This window comes from Acinetobacter sedimenti, assembly GCF_022601685.1.
Classification (GTDB): domain Bacteria; phylum Pseudomonadota; class Gammaproteobacteria; order Pseudomonadales; family Moraxellaceae; genus Acinetobacter; species Acinetobacter sedimenti.
The window spans coordinates 36,056-53,267 of the sequence record NZ_JAKUML010000017.1; the positions used below are offsets into that span (position 1 = coordinate 36,056).

At 43.0% G+C, this 17,212-nt stretch carries 14 protein-coding genes; 10 read left to right on the top strand and 4 right to left on the bottom strand.

The annotated features are described in order from the left end of the window. Positions 1-32: 32 nt before the first annotated feature. From MKI79_RS10165 to MKI79_RS10210, 10 genes are all read left to right on the top strand, one after another. A complete protein-coding gene (locus MKI79_RS10165; RefSeq protein WP_241572974.1) occupies positions 33-1,514 on the top strand; it encodes an AAA family ATPase in 1,482 nt (493 codons plus the stop codon). A gap of 30 nt (positions 1,515-1,544) precedes the next feature. Beyond that, positions 1,545-3,068, top strand: coding sequence for an RNA-directed DNA polymerase (locus tag MKI79_RS10170; protein WP_241572976.1), 1,524 nt, complete (start codon positions 1,545-1,547; stop codon positions 3,066-3,068). 134 nt (positions 3,069-3,202) lie between these two features. Next, positions 3,203-4,129: a tRNA dihydrouridine synthase gene (locus MKI79_RS10175; RefSeq protein ID WP_241572987.1), complete on the top strand. Its 927-nt coding sequence runs from the start codon at positions 3,203-3,205 to the stop codon at positions 4,127-4,129. 305 nt (positions 4,130-4,434) lie between these two features. Continuing rightward, on the top strand, positions 4,435-7,269 hold the full coding sequence (locus MKI79_RS10180; protein WP_274619080.1) for a monovalent cation/H+ antiporter subunit A: 2,835 nt from the start codon (positions 4,435-4,437) through the stop codon (positions 7,267-7,269). Continuing rightward, the gene (locus tag MKI79_RS10185; protein WP_241572989.1) at positions 7,266-7,634 is read left to right on the top strand and encodes a Na+/H+ antiporter subunit C; all 369 of its coding nucleotides are present in this window, start codon (positions 7,266-7,268) and stop codon (positions 7,632-7,634) included. The genes MKI79_RS10180 and MKI79_RS10185 overlap by 4 nt, the downstream gene beginning before the upstream one ends. Next, entirely contained in the window at positions 7,634-9,442 is a 1,809-nt protein-coding gene (locus tag MKI79_RS10190) for a monovalent cation/H+ antiporter subunit D (RefSeq protein ID WP_241572992.1), read from the top strand. The genes MKI79_RS10185 and MKI79_RS10190 overlap by 1 nt, the downstream gene beginning before the upstream one ends. A gap of 3 nt (positions 9,443-9,445) precedes the next feature. Continuing rightward, positions 9,446-10,045 carry a Na+/H+ antiporter subunit E gene (locus tag MKI79_RS10195; RefSeq protein WP_241572994.1) on the top strand — a complete coding sequence of 200 codons (600 nt, stop codon included), beginning with the start codon at positions 9,446-9,448 and terminating at the stop codon, positions 10,043-10,045. Continuing rightward, positions 10,045-10,320 (top strand): monovalent cation/H+ antiporter subunit F, encoded by a 276-nt coding sequence (locus MKI79_RS10200; protein WP_241573039.1) that lies wholly within the window; start codon positions 10,045-10,047, stop codon positions 10,318-10,320. The genes MKI79_RS10195 and MKI79_RS10200 overlap by 1 nt, the downstream gene beginning before the upstream one ends. A 13-nt stretch (positions 10,321-10,333) precedes the next feature. Continuing rightward, positions 10,334-10,744 (top strand): Na+/H+ antiporter subunit G, encoded by a 411-nt coding sequence (locus MKI79_RS10205; protein ID WP_241573006.1) that lies wholly within the window; start codon positions 10,334-10,336, stop codon positions 10,742-10,744. Positions 10,745-10,810: 66 nt separating this feature from the next. Further along, complete coding sequence (locus tag MKI79_RS10210; RefSeq protein WP_241573009.1) at positions 10,811-11,620, top strand: hypothetical protein; 810 nt, start codon at positions 10,811-10,813, stop codon at positions 11,618-11,620. Positions 11,621-11,704: 84 nt separating this feature from the next. Here the strand turns inward: MKI79_RS10210 and MKI79_RS10215 are convergent, their stop codons facing one another. The 4 genes from MKI79_RS10215 to rimP are packed head-to-tail and all read right to left on the bottom strand — an operon-like array spanning position 11,705 to position 16,880. Beyond that, positions 11,705-12,106, bottom strand: a complete 402-nt coding sequence (locus MKI79_RS10215) for a ribosome-binding factor A (protein WP_241573012.1) — start codon at positions 12,104-12,106, stop codon at positions 11,705-11,707. Beyond that, positions 12,106-14,799, bottom strand: a complete 2,694-nt coding sequence (gene infB, locus MKI79_RS10220) for a translation initiation factor IF-2 (RefSeq protein ID WP_241573014.1) — start codon at positions 14,797-14,799, stop codon at positions 12,106-12,108. Before infB ends, MKI79_RS10215 begins: the two co-directional genes overlap by 1 nt. 14 nt (positions 14,800-14,813) lie before the next feature. Next, entirely contained in the window at positions 14,814-16,298 is a 1,485-nt protein-coding gene (nusA, locus tag MKI79_RS10225; RefSeq protein WP_241573017.1) for a transcription termination factor NusA, read from the bottom strand. Positions 16,299-16,328: 30 nt separating this feature from the next. Then, entirely contained in the window at positions 16,329-16,880 is a 552-nt protein-coding gene (gene rimP, locus MKI79_RS10230; RefSeq protein WP_241573018.1) for a ribosome maturation factor RimP, read from the bottom strand. Positions 16,881-17,212 lie beyond the last annotated feature (332 nt).

A 17,212-nucleotide genomic window follows, 5' to 3' on the forward strand; every position in this document is an offset into this window, starting at 1 on the left:
CTTTTAAAATCATAAAAATTGAGGGTTAAGCTATGCGTCTGATCGCTGTGCAGTTGCAACACATCAATCAATTTGATCATCTTGCGGTGCGCTTGCAATCTGGACAATCCAAACTGCCGATCAGCCTATTCCTCGCCAATCAAAATGCAGGCAAAAGCAATTTACTTAAACAAATTTTCCACGGGCTCAGCTGGCTTCCTGCACGCTACAAAGACTTGCGCAGTGCAGGCGCAATCATGCCAGATAGCGACATCCAAACCGATGCGCTCCAAGCACAGATTCAAATCACTATTGAATATCCTGCCGAGCTGTTGCCAAAGCCTGATGATTCACAAGTTCAACAAGACAATCCTCAAGAAAAGCCTTCTGAAAATTCCGCTGAACAATCCTCTGCAAAATCACCATCAATACGACCACAATGTCATTGGACGATTAAAAAAATCCGCAGTACGCCGAGCAGTATTGCACTAAGCCGAGCTGATACTAACGGCTTGGATGCGCTGATTCCACAATATCAAAAATTGATGGAGAGCGATCCTTACTTTTCTTTGCCATGTCTCGCCTATTATCCGAGTGAGCGCTTTGTCCATGAGGTCAATCTCAATATTAAAAATACCCAGTCTGCGCTGACGCCAATCCATCAAGCCTATGATCAAGTCAGTCTGAGCTTTACTACTTTTAATAAGTTTTTTGAGTGGGTACGTGAAGTACATGACTTGGAAAATGCGCAATCCGCACAACTGCTTCGGCAATATCTCGATCCACAAACTCGGCTCGCCGATCAAGTGCAATTCGATGAATTATTTTCTCAGATCGAACATGCCTATCGTCTTGCGCCACAACGCTGTCTGAACAGTTTGCGCAGTGCGATACATACGGTGATGCCTGAGATTGAAGATATTTTCATTGAATATCAGCCGAAACTGCGTCTGATGGTGAAATATCAAGGACAAATCATGCCATTTCTACAACTGTCGCAGACCGAGAAAACCTGCTGTGCGCTGGTCGGCGATATTGTACGGCGCCTATGTATTTTGAATCCGAACAGCCTATTTCCGTGTCTTGAGGGTGATGGCATTGTCTTGATTGACGATATTGATGCGCATCTTGATCTGACGCATCGTCAGCAGATTTTACAGCGACTACATCGTGCCTTTCCTCGGGTTCAATTTATTGCGACGGCGACGCATTCGGATATGGTCGAGTTTCAGTCTGATGTGGAATGTTTTGAACTGAAATATGCACAGGCGCATCGTTTGGATTTGTCAGCGCATCAACAGCGTTTGGCGCAGGTCTATCAATCGCTCCAAGCGCAGAATTCAAATATTGAAAATGAAAATAATGAATTGGCTGAAAAGTTACCGAATGAAAATGATGTAGAAGTAGCGGAATCTCAAAGTATCGAACCGCTTGATTTTGCGCAGTTAATGGCGTTGATTCATAATTTAGCGCCAAGTATGCAACAGCAACTTTTGCAAAGCCTACAAGATCAATCTATAAACCCTGAGAATTAAACCAATTTTTCTTCAAGGCTAATTTAAAAAATGAAAACTTATATTGAATATCTTGATGATATTTCTGAATTAGAACTACACGATGGATTAGTTGGATATGGTCTTTTTGCCGAAAAGATCCCTAACTTTCTGTGCAGCACAGCCTTTTTACAATACTGCCATACAAATAATCCTGTATTGGACAGCAAGCCCAAAGATTATATTCGGTACTCCAGTATGCGGAATATCAATATTCCAAGATCAATGGCGGTACCAGAACCATTTGCATATTTAGATCAGATCAAATGTCTTTCTCAAAATTGGAGCACTATCAAAGATCATTTCCGTAATAAAACCACAGATGATGATTATAAAATCAGTAGAATCCATATAAGAAAAACTTTAAAAAAGCCCGAACTATTTGAAATGAACTATAAAAACCACTCAAAAGATGGCGATCCCGAACAAGATATTATAATTAAAAGCAAATTTGTTGCGATAGCAGACATTTCAACCTGTTTCCCTAGTATTTATAGCCATGCTATAGCATGGGCTTTAGTGGGAAAAGAAACTGCAAAACAAAAGCAAAAAATTAAATCCGAATGGTTTAATCAGTTAGATTTTTATACACGTAATTTAAAGCATGGCGAAACAAATGGTGTCTTAATTGGACCACATTCATCAAATCTTATTTCAGAAATTATTCTCGTTGCAGTAGACCATGAACTAACTAAAAAAGGGTTTAAATACGTTAGAAATATTGATGATTACACTTGTTATGTCGAATCACATGAACAAGCCGATCAATTCTTTATTTGTCTATCAGCAGAACTCAAAAAATATGAACTCTCCTTAAATTGTAAAAAATCTAAAATTACGCCGTTACCGCAAGCAAGTGTAAAAAACTGGGTAACCAAACTCAATCACTTTAACTTTGTAAATACTTATAAATACAAAGATAAGTGGGCTATTAGAACGAAAGAATTGAAAGGATTTCTCGACTTTGTTATAGAGTTAATGCTGAAAGAAAACTCAGACTCAGCTGTTTTAAATTATGCAATAAGAATACTATCTAACAAACATTTAGGTGAAAATGCACAAAATTATTATCTAAAACAAATACATCACTTAGTTCTACTTTTCCCTTATTTAGTTACCGTTTTAGAAAAAAGCGTTTTTGAACCTCATAACATCAGTGCTGATACTATCAAAAAGATTGCCGATGACATTTATTCATATGGCATATCTAAAAATATCTATGAGGCATGTTCTTACGCACTATACTGGGCATTAAAATACGACTTTAAAATGGAGCAACACGTTAAAATCAAACAAAATTCATTGGATTCTTTAGATTGCATTTTTTTAATGATTTCCTATTTATACGATAAAAAGTACAACAAAAAAATATACTTAGTAGAATACAAAAAATTAGCCAAATCATTGAAAGTTAATGACTTTGATCAATATTGGTTATTCATTTATGAAATATTACCTTGGTCTGATTTAACAAACAACTACAAAGCCATGAAGAACGATGATGTTAGTTTTATTAAACCTGACTTTTTAACTTAACTCTATTTATTGATTAAAAACTTAGCTACTTTAAATAGCTAAGCTAGACATCCCCCTAAAAAATCCGTATAAGCACCTTTGAATTTTTACGATGTGCAATCAAACTAAGAGTAGCGAACGATGAGTAGCCAGCGGTGAAATTGGTACTTGCCCCGATGGAAGGTCTGACCGACCCATTAATGCGCCAGATTCTGACTCAAGTCGGACAATATGATTGGTGTGTAACCGAGTTTATTCGTGTCACCGATAGCGTCCTGCCTGATCATATCTACTACCAATATTGCCCTGAACTGCAAAATAACGGCAACACCATTCACGGCACACCTGTACATGTGCAGTTTTTGGGCAATAACATCGAAATGCTCGCCGCCAATGCTGAAAAAGCCGTGGCACTTGGCGCACCTGTGATCGACCTAAATTTTGGTTGTCCCGCAAAAACCGTGAATCGTCATCGTGGCGGTGCGGTACTACTCGATGAAACCGATACGCTGTTCGATATCGTCAAAGCCGTGCGTGATGCTGTGCCAAAGCATATTCCAGTATCAGCCAAGATGCGTCTTGGCTATCTCGATGAAGCACATAGTTTGGATAATGCGCTTGCCATTCAAGATGCAGGGGCAAGCTGGCTGACCATTCACGCCCGCACCAAAGCCGATGGCTACACGCCACCCGCCTATTGGGAAAAGATTGCACCGATTCAAGACGCCGTAGACATGCCGATCATCGCCAATGGTGAAATTTGGACAGTTGCCGATGCCAAAGCCTGCCAAGCGCAATCACAATGTCAAGATTTGATGATCGGTCGTGGCGCAGTGACTACACCTGATTTGGTCAATTGTGTTCGTCAGTCGGATGACTCACAGCGCATGAGTTGGCAAGACTTACTCACCTTGCAAGTCGCCTTTCTCAATGGACACTACAAGACTGAAATCGGCTTGATCGGGCGCTATAAACAATGGCTGGGCATGATGACAAAAGCCTATCCCGAAGCAACTGAGCTGTGGCAACAAATCAAACGTATCAAAGACATGGAACAGCTTTTACAGGTTATAAATCAGTAAAACGATTCATTACACATCTACCCTCTCTAATAAAACGCCCCAAAACCACAAATCAATTCGGATATATTTCCACACAGAAAAGGATTGATAGTGTTTCTGTTATCAAGTCTTGTGACACAGTTCATGCTATAATAAAATGATATTTTTCATGCAGATTGCATGGTTTCAGTTCAGGGCAATAGCTTGCTCAACTGATTGAATTTAAGATTGCGCAATACAATCTTTTTTGCTTGGTTTTTGATACTTTATCTTGTGTTTACTGTATTTTGGATGCGCAAACACAACACTATTCATGGGATGCGATTGTGCTGTTTTTGATTATTCTTTTGCCCTTATTACTCGGCACAACCATGGTCTGGGGCTTAGATAAACTGTCACGCCAAGCGACTGCGATCGGTGCAAGCGCACTGAGCTTTCTGTGTTTTATTCTATTAGCGCAATATCTACCTGATGTACAAAATGGCGGTGCTGTCCGCTATGTCATGGATTGGCTACCAAGCGTAGGGATCAATATTGATCTGCGACTCGATGCGCTGAGTTTGATGTTTAGCATGTTGATCTCGGGGATCGGCACACTGATTTTTATTTATGCCTATTATTATTTAAGTAAAAAAAATTCGCTGGCTAAGCTATATAGCCTACTGATGCTGTTTATGGCGGCGATGTTAGGCATTTCATTATCAAATAATTTAATTATTTTGCTGATCTTTTGGGAACTCACCAGTATTTCATCGTTCTTATTAGTCGGTTATTGGCAGCGCTATGCCGCAGCACAACGTGGTGCTCGTATGGCACTGACCATCACAGGCATGGGTGGTCTGTGTATGCTCGGGGGCTTTATCCTGATTGGTCAGGTTGCAGGGACATACCAAATCGACCAGTTATTTGAACGTGCCGATATTATTCAAAATAGTCCATATTTTTTACCTATTTTATTTTTAGTGTTAATGGGTGCATTTACCAAAAGTGCGCAGTTCCCATTTCACTTTTGGTTGCCGAATGCGATGGCGGCACCGACACCTGTTTCAGCATATTTGCACTCAGCAACAATGGTTAAAGCAGGGATTTTCTTATTGGCACGTTTGTCGCCGATCTTCGTTGGGGCAAGTATCTATCACGGTATTGTCACCGCAGTTGGTTTGCTCACCTTATGTATTGGTGCATTTTTAGCAATTTTTAAAGAAGATTTAAAAGGTTTGCTCGCTTACTCGACCATTAGTCATTTGGGACTGATTGTCTGTCTATTGGGTATCGGCTCACCACTTTCCATTGCCGCTGCGATTTTCCATATTATTAATCATGCCACCTTCAAAGCGGCGCTGTTTATGATCGCAGGGATTATCGACCATGAAACAGGTACACGTGACCTACGTAAGCTCAGCGGTGTGTGGCAATTCCTCCCAATCACAGGCACGTTGGCAATGATCACTTGTGCGGCGATGGCAGGTGTACCACTGACTAACGGTTTTTTGTCTAAAGAAATGTTCTTTACCGAGCTAGTTGCTAATCATTCAGGCGTTTGGCTGAGCATTATGGTGGTCTTGGCGACTTTAGCAGGAATCTTTGCTGTGGCGTATTCAGTACGCTTTGTGCATGGGGTATTTTTCGACGCGCAGTATGGTAAGCCTTTACCCTCTCAAGACATTCACGAACCTGTCAAAGGAATGCTCGCTCCAGTTACCTTATTAGCGATTCTATGTATCATCGTCGGTATTGTTCCTGCGCTAACGGTGCAAAGTATCATCAATCAAGTCACGACAGCGACTGTGCAACATCATGATTTTGAGCATGTACATCTCGCTCTTTGGCATGGTTTTAATGTACCGCTAGTGATGAGTATCATCGCCTTAGTTGGTGGTGTGTTGTTCTATTTTAAATTGACAAAAAATGGTCGCATCCGTCAGATCGACCTCGATCTACCACTCGGTAAGTTTCGTGGTTTATATTTATTTGATGCCTTTTTAAAACGCCTCTTTTTATTTAGCCGTTTTGTGAAAAAAAATACCGAAACAGGTTCATTGCAAAAATATTTATTCGTAATCCTGTGCTTTAGCATGTTGATGGTGGTTATTCCGCTATTTGGTTATGACTTATCGCAAGGCACACGAGAGCTAAGCCACGCACCGACTGCTGCCATTGTATTTTGGTTACTGCTCATTACGGCTTGTTTGATGATGTTGTGGTTCCATCATGAACGCATCAAAGCTGTGTTAATTAGTGGCGGTATCGGCTTAGTGGTGAGCATTACCTTTGTGGCATTGTCTGCTCCTGATTTGGCACTAACACAGATCACTGTTGATATTGTCACTACGGTGTTATTGCTGATGAGCTTGTCTTTATTACCACAGCTCACACCTTATGAATCGACACGTAGCCAACGCTGGCGTGATGGGGTTTTAGCGATCGTCGGTGGTTTGGGTCTAGGCTGGCTGACATGGTTGGTGCTGACACGTGATCATCAATCAATTTCATGGTTCTTCCAACAACAGTCGATTCCTCTCGGTGGTGGCTCGAATATTGTCAATGTGATTTTGGTTGATTTCCGTGGCTTTGATACCTTCGGTGAAATTACCGTCTTGGGTATTGCTGCGATCGGTGCGCTTTGTCTGATGGATGGTATGCGTACGCACGGCACAACGATGACCGAAGGCTTGAGCTATCGCTTCAACCCTTCACCGCTGATGATGCGTATGGCGATGTCATGGGTCATGCCGTTGGCATTGGTGGTGAGCTTGTATATTTTCTTGCGTGGGCACAACTTACCGGGTGGCGGATTCATTGCAGGCTTGGTGACGTCGATCGCGCTTGTGATCCAGTATATGGCATATGGTCAAGATCGCACTGAGCACATCTTGAAAGTCAACTCAGGACGATTGTATGAAAAATGGATTGGTGCGGGATTGGTGATTGCAGGAGCAACAGGTGTTGCTGCTTGGGCTTGGAGTAGACCCTTCTTGACCAGTGCACACATCTATGTCGATCCACCATTCATTGGAAAGTTACATCTTGCATCAGCTGCCGCATTCGATGTGGGTGTCTATATCACTGTGGTCGGTGCGACGATGTTGCTTATCTCGGTACTTGGTGACTCTCGACACTCTACCATGTCAGGACCTATACCCTCAGGAGATCAATCATGATCAGTATGGAATTTTTAGTTGCCTCAGGTGTAGGGCTCGTGACAGCAACAGGGATTTATCTACTGCTTCGTCGGCGTACTTTTCCTGTGGTACTTGGGCTCGCCATGATTGGTTATGCGGTGAATATCTTTTTATTTAGCATGGGACGTCTTGAATTCAATGCGCCTGCGATTTTGACAGATGCGATTAAAGTCACCGATCCACTACCTCAGGCATTGGTATTGACGGCGATTGTGATTGGCTTCGCCACGACAGCTTTTGTGGTACAGCTCGCCCTACGTAGTCGTTATGAATCAGGTAATGATCATGTGGACTCTAAAGATGAAGCAGAAATTACCTACGATCCACGTGAGGATGAGCCTTGATGAGTTTTTTTGTGGATTTTTGGCAACAACATTTTCCAATTCTTTCGATTCTTGTGCCTGCATTTACAGGTTTTGCATTAGTTCTACTTGGCAACCCAGGTTCAGGCTCATTAAAGACTGACCCTCGTCAACCGATTCGTCATGCGATCAGTCTAGGCTCAGCACTTGTTGGATTGCTCCTCGCCATTGCAATGGTGGACTTTGCCAATACTGGACAGATTAAAGCATACTTCCTCAGTGAATGGTCTGCGCCATTTGGTATTGCTTTAGTCGTTGATCGTCTATCGGCGATGATGGTACTCCTGACCTATATCATCGCTGTACCAGTGCTATGGTTTGCCAGTGCAGAGTGGGATCAGCGTGGGCGGTACTTCCATGCGATGTTCCATTTCTTGTTGATGGGTGTGAGTGGTGCATTCCTGACAGGGGATTTATTTAACTTATTTGTCTTCTTTGAAGTATTGCTCCTCGCTTCATACGTATTGCTTTTGCATCATCACAATAAGGCACGATTTAAACTCGGTTTGCACTACGTCATTATCAACTTACTTGCTTCAGCAATGTTCTTGATCGGTCTTGGGTTGATCTATGGCAGTGTCGGTAGTCTGAATATGGCGGATGTGGCGAGATTATTCCCACATTTAGAAAGCGATCAGCACCAACTTGCGATGGCAGGGGCAATGTTGTTATTCGTGGTATTTGGTATCAAAGCGGCGATGTTGCCTGTGGGTTTTTGGCTACCAAAAACCTATGCTGTGGCAGCCACTCCAGTCGCAGCGATTTTTGCATTAATGACCAAAGTCGGGATTTACGCTATTTTGCGGGTCAACGGTACGGTATTTAGCGATCCGCAAGGGCAATATTTACTAGAAAATTGGTTACTCATCATCGGTGTATTGACCAGTCTATATGGTGTATTCGGTGCAATCGCAGCGGAGCGCCTACGTCGCTTTATCGGGTTTATGATTTTATCGTCGATCGGTACGATCTTAATCGCTGTATCTTTATTTAGCCTACAAGCATGGGCTGCGGGTCTATATTATTTGGTGCACAGTACCATTATCGCAGCTACATTCTACTTACTTGGAGAGTGGATTAGCCTACAACGTGGTGCGCACAAAGATCACTTAAAGACTGCACCTGAAATGAAACAGCACAAATTACTCGGCTTGCTGTTTTTGCTGGTTGCATTGATGATGGCTGGCTTGCCGCCATTTAGTGGTTTTATTGGTAAAGTTTTTTTAATGCAAGGCACGCTGTATCATCCACAAAAAGTTTGGATTATCTTGGTAGTGCTAGTGGTGAGTTTATTGAGCATCTTGGCATTCGTCCGTGCAGGCTACGTGATTTTTTGGCGAGCGACCACACCTGAGCAAAATCCAGAGCATGAAGCATTCCAAGCTTATAAGAAGCTTCCTGATCATGCTAGCCCACGCTTAAACTATGTGATCTATGGGCTACTTGTCGGCTTAACCGCCTATGCTTTATTGGCACAGCCCGTTTACCAATATACCTATGCGGCGGCGGAGCAACTGCAAAATAAACAACTCTATCAAGCTGTACTTTTGAAAAATACCAATCGCGGTGATGTGATTAGTGTTCAGCCTTACAATCCATACTATCTTCCGCATGTGAAATACCGTGAAGATACCATTGAAGATCCTTATGAAAAATATATTCCATTTGTGATTTCTTCGAAAACTTTGGCGGGTGAACATATTCCTGCTGAGCTCAAAATACCACAAGAAGTTTCATCAGACACGCCTGCCTTGCCCGATGACGATGCCAAACTGGTACCAGTGGAGTAAGCGATGACAGATCAAATTCCTGCAAATCACAATACCAATGGTTCTGCCAATCCTAAGCCACAGGAACAGCTGACCGATCAGCTTGTCCCTGCAACATTCATCAATCGGATATTTCCACATCCTTTGGTATCTTTCTTGGTCTTTATTGCATGGTTAATGCTGAGTCATAGCGCAAGTCTAGGCAATTTAATCTTGGCGTTGATTTTGGCTGTCTTGATTCCAAAAATCATGCAAGCTTTTATCACACGTACGCCACAGCTTGATTGGATGACTGCACTCAAATTATTTTTTGTGGTGCTATACGACATTATCATCAGTAATTTTAAAGTCGCAAAACTGGTACTTGGGCCTTCACATCAGCTCCATCCTGCATGGTATCGTGTGCCACTCGACAGTAATCACGATCACGTGAATACTTTACTGGCAATGATCATTACCACCACACCAGGCACGGTGTCTGCGGGTATTGATTTGGAACGAGGAGATATTCTCGTACATAGTTTAAGTAGTTTAGATACCGAAGCAGATATTGCAGAAATCAAAGCACGTTACGAACAGCCTTTAATTCAAATCTTCCATGCACAACCACGGGAGGCAGAGTGATGATCTTTTTACCTTATGTGCTGATGTTTAGCATCATTGCCATCACCATCTCGACATTATTGTGTATTGTTCGCCTGATCATTGGACCATCCGTAGTAGATCGACTGCTCGCACTGGATACTTTATTTTTGAATGCGACTTGTTTGATCGTGGTACTTGGTGTGTATTGGACAACGACGGATTTATTTGAATCTGCACTACTCGTTGCAATGTTCGGCTTTGTATCGACTGCCGCTTTAGCACGTTACTTTACCACTGGTCATGTGATTGATTGAGGAGCATATTCTAATGTTAATAATGGAAATCTTGATCTCGATCTTTTTAATCATCGGCTCATTTTTTGTCTTAGTTGGTGGGATTGGTATGGTGCGCCTACCCGATCTCTTTATGCGTTTGCACGCACCAACTAAAGCCAGCACTTTGGGCTTAGGGAGCTTTTTGATCGCAGGGATGATTTATGCAGCATTTCATGGACGCTTTGGCTTTCCTGAAATTCTATTGACCTTATTTGCTTTTGTGACTGCGCCTGTATCTGCAAATCTCTTGGCACAAGCCGCTATCCATCTCAATTTGCGCTCTCGTAGTGGTGATGTGCCCGAAGCGATTAACCGTCCATTGCCGTGGCAACGTCAACGCTCTGCCTTGTTTCGTGCCGAATATCGCACTGACAGTCAGACTCAAAACCATCGTGAAGATTAACAACTATTGACAGATGTATCGCATTGCACCTATTTTGAAGGAAAAGCATTCATATAGATAAAAGCCATGCTCAAGAAAACACGAATCACCGCTTTGTATTTCAGCTTACTGACTTTTTCAGCGCACAATTATGCTAATGCACCAAGTGAGCCAACCGCCACTCAACAACCATCATTCTATAAAAGCTGTAGCGAAGCAACAATGGCACAGCTGAATAAAGTAGAAACCTTTCATCAAGAGTTTTTGGGTGGTGAGTCAGATTGTATCGTGATTGATAACACGCATGTCTTACTTGCCACAAGCCAAGCTGTACATGATGATAGCTTTGAAACCACGGCTTATGATCTGCGTGTGCGATTAATCAACATTCAGAATAATAAAATTATTGCTCAGACGCTTCGCCCGAAACATCTTAACTCTCGAGTCGAAGAACGAGAAACCATATTCTTTGATAAAGCACACTTCTCAACGCTAGCAGGACAACATGTTATTGGGATTCGTCATAGCTGGGAGGACTTTGATGGTTTTAATTCAACCAGCGAATATATCGACCTTATGCATTTGAAACCAAACCATACCATGCGCTTTGTATTACAAGGTCTGCCGATGCGTGAAACTTTTTATGCAAAAGGTGAATGTCCGTCTAATCAAGCGACTTGGGGTGCAGAGATCAATAGCCTGTTAATTTTGGATAAAAAAGTCAGTCACGGTCTGCAAGACTTAATCTTTAAACAACGCTATACCCATAACGAAGCGCATAAAGAATCAGGGTGTAAACCGAACAAATCGGTACACAACGAAAGCTTTCGCATTTCATTTAATGGTCAAGAATATCCATTTGATCCAGTAGATTTTAATCAAATTGATGTTATTTGATTGTCTTTATTGTTCAAAAGTATTCACGAAAAAAACCAGACATGTTGTCTGGTTTTTTAAAATCATCTTGGATAATGCGCTGAATTACTCATCATCGTTTTGATCAGTTTTAGGCGGCAAGTCTTGCACTGCTTTTTCAATCAAACCAAACATATAGTTGCCGTAGGCATTGGTCTTGTCATAATGAAAACGCAGGCGTGGCGTGATACGTGTCTTGATCCGACGACTCAACTCTTGACGCAAGAAGCCTGATGCTTTGTTTAATACATCTAGGCTGTCTTTGTGTGCATCTTCAGATTGGTCATCTTCAAGTTCACGTCCCATCACCGTCACATAGACATCTGCATAGCCAAGATCAGGACTGACCTTGACCGCAGAGATCGTGACTAAACCACCTAAACGCGGATCTTTGAGTTCCAAGCGAATCAGTTCAGAGAGTTCTCGCTGAACCGTATCCGCCATCCGCTTTAAGCGTTGACCTGACATTAAAGACTCCGTTTAATCGTTTGTACGTCGTAGACTTCGATTTTGTCCAGTTCTTGAATGTCTTTATAGCCTTTAACCGCTAGACCACATTCCATACCTGCACGCACTTCTTCTACCACGTCTTTGTAGCGACGTAATGATTCCAATTCACCTTGGAACACCACCACATCGTCACGTAATACACGAATTGGCTTGTTACGGTGAATCACACCTTCCATGACCATACAGCCTGCTGCTGCACCGAACTTACTTGAACGGAACACTTCACGGACTTGCGCCACACCAAGAATCGTTTCACGATGTTCAGGTGCCAATTTACCACTCATGGCATCTTTGACATCATCGATCAATTCATAAATGATGCTGTAGTAACGAATATCCACGCCATCTTGATCAGAACGCTGACGTGCTGCTGTATCGGCACGCACATTAAAGCCAAGTAATACCGCTTCAGAAGATTCTGCCAAGATCACGTCAGACTCAGTGATTGCACCAACACCTGAGCTGATAATGCGTACTTGTACTTCATCAGTTGAAAGCTCAGTCAATGCCACACTCAACGCTTCAAGTGAACCACGTACATCAGCACGCATCACCACATTGACGGTTGGGACATCTTGTTTACCCATAGACGCCATGAGGTTTTCAAGACGCATTGCGCTTTGACGGTCGATACGCTTTTGACGTTCACGGTCAGAACGTGCATCAGCCACTTCACGTGCTTTCTTCTCATCATTAACGACAAGGACTTCGTCACCCGCCATTGGCGCTTCTGGTAGACCCAAAATTTCCACTGGAATCGAAGGACCTGCCGACTTGATACGGTTACCATTTTCATCCGTCATGGCACGTACACGTCCATAAGATGAACCTGCAAGCACCAAGTCACCGATATTCAATGTACCGTTTTGTACCAAGATCGATGTCACTGCACCACGACCTTTGTCCACACGTGCTTCGATCACTACACCTTGAGCAGCACCTTCGCTTGACGCTTGAAGTTCCATCAATTCTGATTGAATCAAGATCAAATCTAGCAACTCATCAATGCCGTCACCTGTATGTGCAGACACTTTAGCTACTGGGACATCACCGCCCCATTGCTCAGGCACGATTTCTTTGGCAGTCAATTCATTCAAGACACGATCAGGATCGGCTGATTCTTTATCCATCTTGTTAATTGCGACGATAATCGGCGTACCTGCAGCACGCGCATGGTCAATGGCTTCGGCAGTTTGTGGCATCACACCATCATCGGCTGCAACCACGAGAATCACGATATCAGTCGCTTTGGCACCACGTGAACGCATTGAGGTAAACGCTGCGTGTCCTGGGGTATCTAGGAAAGTAATAATCCCTTTCTCAGTTTCCACATGATATGCACCGATGTGCTGGGTAATCCCACCTGCTTCACCAGAAGCTACTTTTGAACGACGAATACGATCCAGCAAAGAAGTCTTACCGTGATCGACGTGACCCATGATGGTCACCACTGGCGGACGAGTTGAAAGCTCACCACGTTTTTGCTCAGCTTGTTCAAGCAAGTTATCTTCGGCTGCTGTATCAGAAACAAGTACAGGATTGTGACCCATTTCCTCAACCACAAGTACCGCTGTATCTTGGTCAATGGCTTGGTTTTGGGTAACTAGCTCGCCCATTTTCATCAAGGTTTTGATGACTTCACGGACTTTAATCGCCATTTTCTGTGCAAGATCGCCAACTACGATGGTTGAACCGATTTCAACATCATAAACTTGCTTTTTCACAGGTTTTTCAAAACCATGCTTATTGCCTTGACTGGTTTTTAAACCACGCTTATGACTTGAGCGATTGAAGTTTTGCTCTTCCTGATTGTGGCGACCGCCTTTTTTCTGACCACGACCACCAGTGTTGCCACCACGTTTGATCTCACGATCTTCTTGTTCAAAAGAATCTTCATAAGCCTGACCAACTAAACCTGCAGCCAATGGTGTATCATCAACAACTTTAATCGAAGGCGTACTACTGCCTTCATACTTTGTTGCCATTTTACGCATTTGCTCAAGGGTACGTTGCTGTGCTTCTTCAGCCGCTTTACGACGAGTAGCTTCTTCAGTCGCTTTCAACTGAGCAGCCTGCGCTTCACGTGCTTTTTTTTCAGCTTCAGTTTCAGTTGGTTTCTCAACTTTCGTAGACTTTTTCTTTACAACAACTGCTGCTTTTGGCTTTTCAGCTTTAGCTTCTGTACCATGATTTGCACGCATCGCATCTAAGGTTGCTTTGGCTTTATTTTCCGCAACTTCGGCTTGCTTTTGACTTTGTGCTTTTTCAGTCGCAACTTGTTTCGCTTTCGCATCCACTTGTGCTTTTTGTTCAGCTTCAGCTTTTACCTTTGCTTCTGCATCAGCAGCAAGTTGAGCAGGATCAGGTTTGACAAAAGTTTGCTTTTTACGCACTTCAACATTGATCTTCTTGGTGCGACCAGATGAGTCGGCAAGATTTGCTGTACCGGTCGTTTTACGCTTTAGGGTAATTTTACCTGCGCCCAACTTTCCAGAGGCATTATTAAATTGAGCAAGCTTTTCCTGATCATCTGAGCTAATCACATCATCGGCTTTGCGTTGCGGTAAACCAGCAGCTCGAACTTGTTCAAGGAGCTTTTCAACTGGACTATCTACGCTTTTCGCTAACTCTTGTATCGTCTTGTCCGTCATATATGACCTCCTCCTTAGTTAAACCACGATTCACGGGCTTTCATGATCAGCTGACCAGCTTGCTCAGTATCTAAACCGTCGATATCGATAATATCGTCAATGGCTTGATCTGCTAGATCATCTACTGTGCAAATGCCTTTTTGTGCAAGTGCTTGCGCAACTTCAGGTGTCATCCCTTCCATTGCCAATAATTCTTCAGTGGCGTGTTGCATATTTTGTTGCTCACGAAGCACATCCGCTAAGGTCGCTTCTTTTGCACGCTCTTGTAGCACACCTACGGTTTCTTCATCCAAGCCAATTTCTTCAAAAGTTTCCGCAGGGACATATGCAACTTCTTCAAGTGAAGTAAAGCCCATTTCCACCAATGCTTCAGCCAAGTCTGCATCAATATCCAAACGCTCAACGAACATATTCAAATACTGTTCATTCTCAGAGCTTTGACGCTCACGATACTCATCTTCAAGCATCATGTTGAGCTTATAACCCGTCAATTCAGACGCAAGACGCACGTTTTGACCTTGTGAACCAATTGCACGAGCAAGCTGTTCATTGGTAGCAAAAATAATATCTGCGCTCAACGTATCTTCATCAAGTACGATTCCTGATACATCTGCAGGCTCAAGTGCGCTGGCAATATACTGTGCAGGATCGTCAGACCACACCACCACATCGATACGCTCACCATTGAGCTCTTGTTGTACCGCTTGAATACGTGTACCACGCATACCAATACATGCACCCACTGGATCAATACGATGATCGTTAGTTTTTACAGAAATCTTGGCGCGCACACCCGGTTGACGTGCAGCTGCTTTGATCTCGATAATTTCTTCTGCAATCTCAGGTACTTCTTTCGTCATCAATGCAATCAGCATCTCTGGGCGAGCACGTGACAATTGCAACTGTGCACCACGACCTTCACGATTGACATTGAACAAAATCGCATTGATACGTTGTTTTGGACGAAGCATCTCTTTTGGAATAGACTCTTCTTTTGCCAAATACGCTTCTGCACCATCACCAAGATCAATAATAAAACCGTCTTTGGTTTGCTTTTTAATTTCACCGTAGATCAATTCACCAAGCTTATCTTCATACGCATCAGCAACCAATGCACGCTCAGCTTCACGGATCTTTTGTACAATGACTTGTTTCGCAATCTGTGCTGCAATACGACCAAACTCAATCGACTCAACTTCAAGCTCACGAATATCACCGATCGACCACTCCGCAGGATCAACATCAGAGATCGCATCTTGGCAAGCAGGCATTTCATGATCTTCATCAGCCACGACTTCCCATTGACGGAAGGTACGATATTCGCCAGTTTTACGATCAATCTCTACACGTAGACGCGCTTCTGATGAGGTCGTATGTTCATAGAATTTCTTTTTAGTTGCAGCCACAAGCGCTTGTTCTAATGCTTGGAAAATCGCTTCACGACCAACACCTTTTTCATTACTAACCGTTTCTACTACGGTAAGAATCTCACGGCTCATAAGTCACCTTTCTAATTTCAAAAAAATCCATTAATCCTGAAAAACCAAATTGGCTTTATCAATGTTATGACCATCTATGTCTAACACCTGTGCCTTTTCCACTTCAACCTGAATGGTTTCTGCTTCGACATCCACAGCAACCAATTTGGCTTGAAACTTACGACGATTGTCCACTGCTGTGATCAAACGGAGCGCCACCTGCTGCCCGATATAGTCTTGCATCTGCGACAAACTAAAAAATGGGCGATCCCAACCCGGTGAAGATACTTCTAAACTGTATTCCCCAGAAATCGGGTCATGCACATCGAGTAGCGCACCAACTTGATGGGTGACGTTGACACAATCTTGCACACCAATCCCACGACCTTGATCAGGCTCACCATTTTCATCGAGGGCGCTTTCATCAACACTCTGCGACTCTTCTGGAGGTGCATTTGGATCTACAGGCTTGTCTATATAAATTCTTAATAACGAACGCTTTCCTTGCGGGAGGAACTCTAGTCCCCACAACTCGACATCACACGCAGACACAGCAGGTGCAATCATATCGTACAAGGTTTGCGTTTTATTGGATAATTTCATCGAAACTCGTCATAGAAATCTAAGGCTAATAGGCGCTAATAGTGAAGCATACAAATTTGACCGATTGATGGCACACACCACAATCATTACACAATCAAAATCAGTCACTATAGCCAACAAAAAAGGGCGCATTTGCCCCCTTTTACATAGTACGATCATCAAACTTCACTGATCTTCGTACTTCAATATACATCGCTTTTCAAAAGTTACTGTGCAAAAAGGCCCACCTTTCATTGTGAGCCTCTCTTCAGAAACTTGGTAGCGGGAGCTGGATTTGAACCAACGACCTTCGGGTTATGAGCCCGACGAGCTACCAGACTGCTCCATCCCGC

Bases quoted from the DNA above. Each gene is read 5' to 3' on its own strand.
- MKI79_RS10210 (WP_241573009.1), top strand. From the start codon at position 10,811: ATGCTCAAGAAAACACGAATCACCGCTTTGTATTTCAGCTTACTGACT.
- nusA (WP_241573017.1), bottom strand. From the start codon at position 16,298: ATGAGCCGTGAGATTCTTACCGTAGTAGAAACGGTTAGTAATGAAAAA.
- MKI79_RS10215 (WP_241573012.1), bottom strand. From the start codon at position 12,106: ATGTCAGGTCAACGCTTAAAGCGGATGGCGGATACGGTTCAGCGAGAA.
- MKI79_RS10205 (WP_241573006.1), top strand. From the start codon at position 10,334: ATGTTAATAATGGAAATCTTGATCTCGATCTTTTTAATCATCGGCTCA.
- MKI79_RS10190 (WP_241572992.1), top strand. From the start codon at position 7,634: ATGAGTTTTTTTGTGGATTTTTGGCAACAACATTTTCCAATTCTTTCG.
- MKI79_RS10165 (WP_241572974.1), top strand. From the start codon at position 33: ATGCGTCTGATCGCTGTGCAGTTGCAACACATCAATCAATTTGATCAT.
- MKI79_RS10195 (WP_241572994.1), top strand. From the start codon at position 9,446: ATGACAGATCAAATTCCTGCAAATCACAATACCAATGGTTCTGCCAAT.
- MKI79_RS10200 (WP_241573039.1), top strand. From the start codon at position 10,045: ATGATCTTTTTACCTTATGTGCTGATGTTTAGCATCATTGCCATCACC.
- MKI79_RS10170 (WP_241572976.1), top strand. From the start codon at position 1,545: ATGAAAACTTATATTGAATATCTTGATGATATTTCTGAATTAGAACTA.
- rimP (WP_241573018.1), bottom strand. From the start codon at position 16,880: ATGAAATTATCCAATAAAACGCAAACCTTGTACGATATGATTGCACCT.
- infB (WP_241573014.1), bottom strand. From the start codon at position 14,799: ATGACGGACAAGACGATACAAGAGTTAGCGAAAAGCGTAGATAGTCCA.
- MKI79_RS10185 (WP_241572989.1), top strand. From the start codon at position 7,266: ATGATCAGTATGGAATTTTTAGTTGCCTCAGGTGTAGGGCTCGTGACA.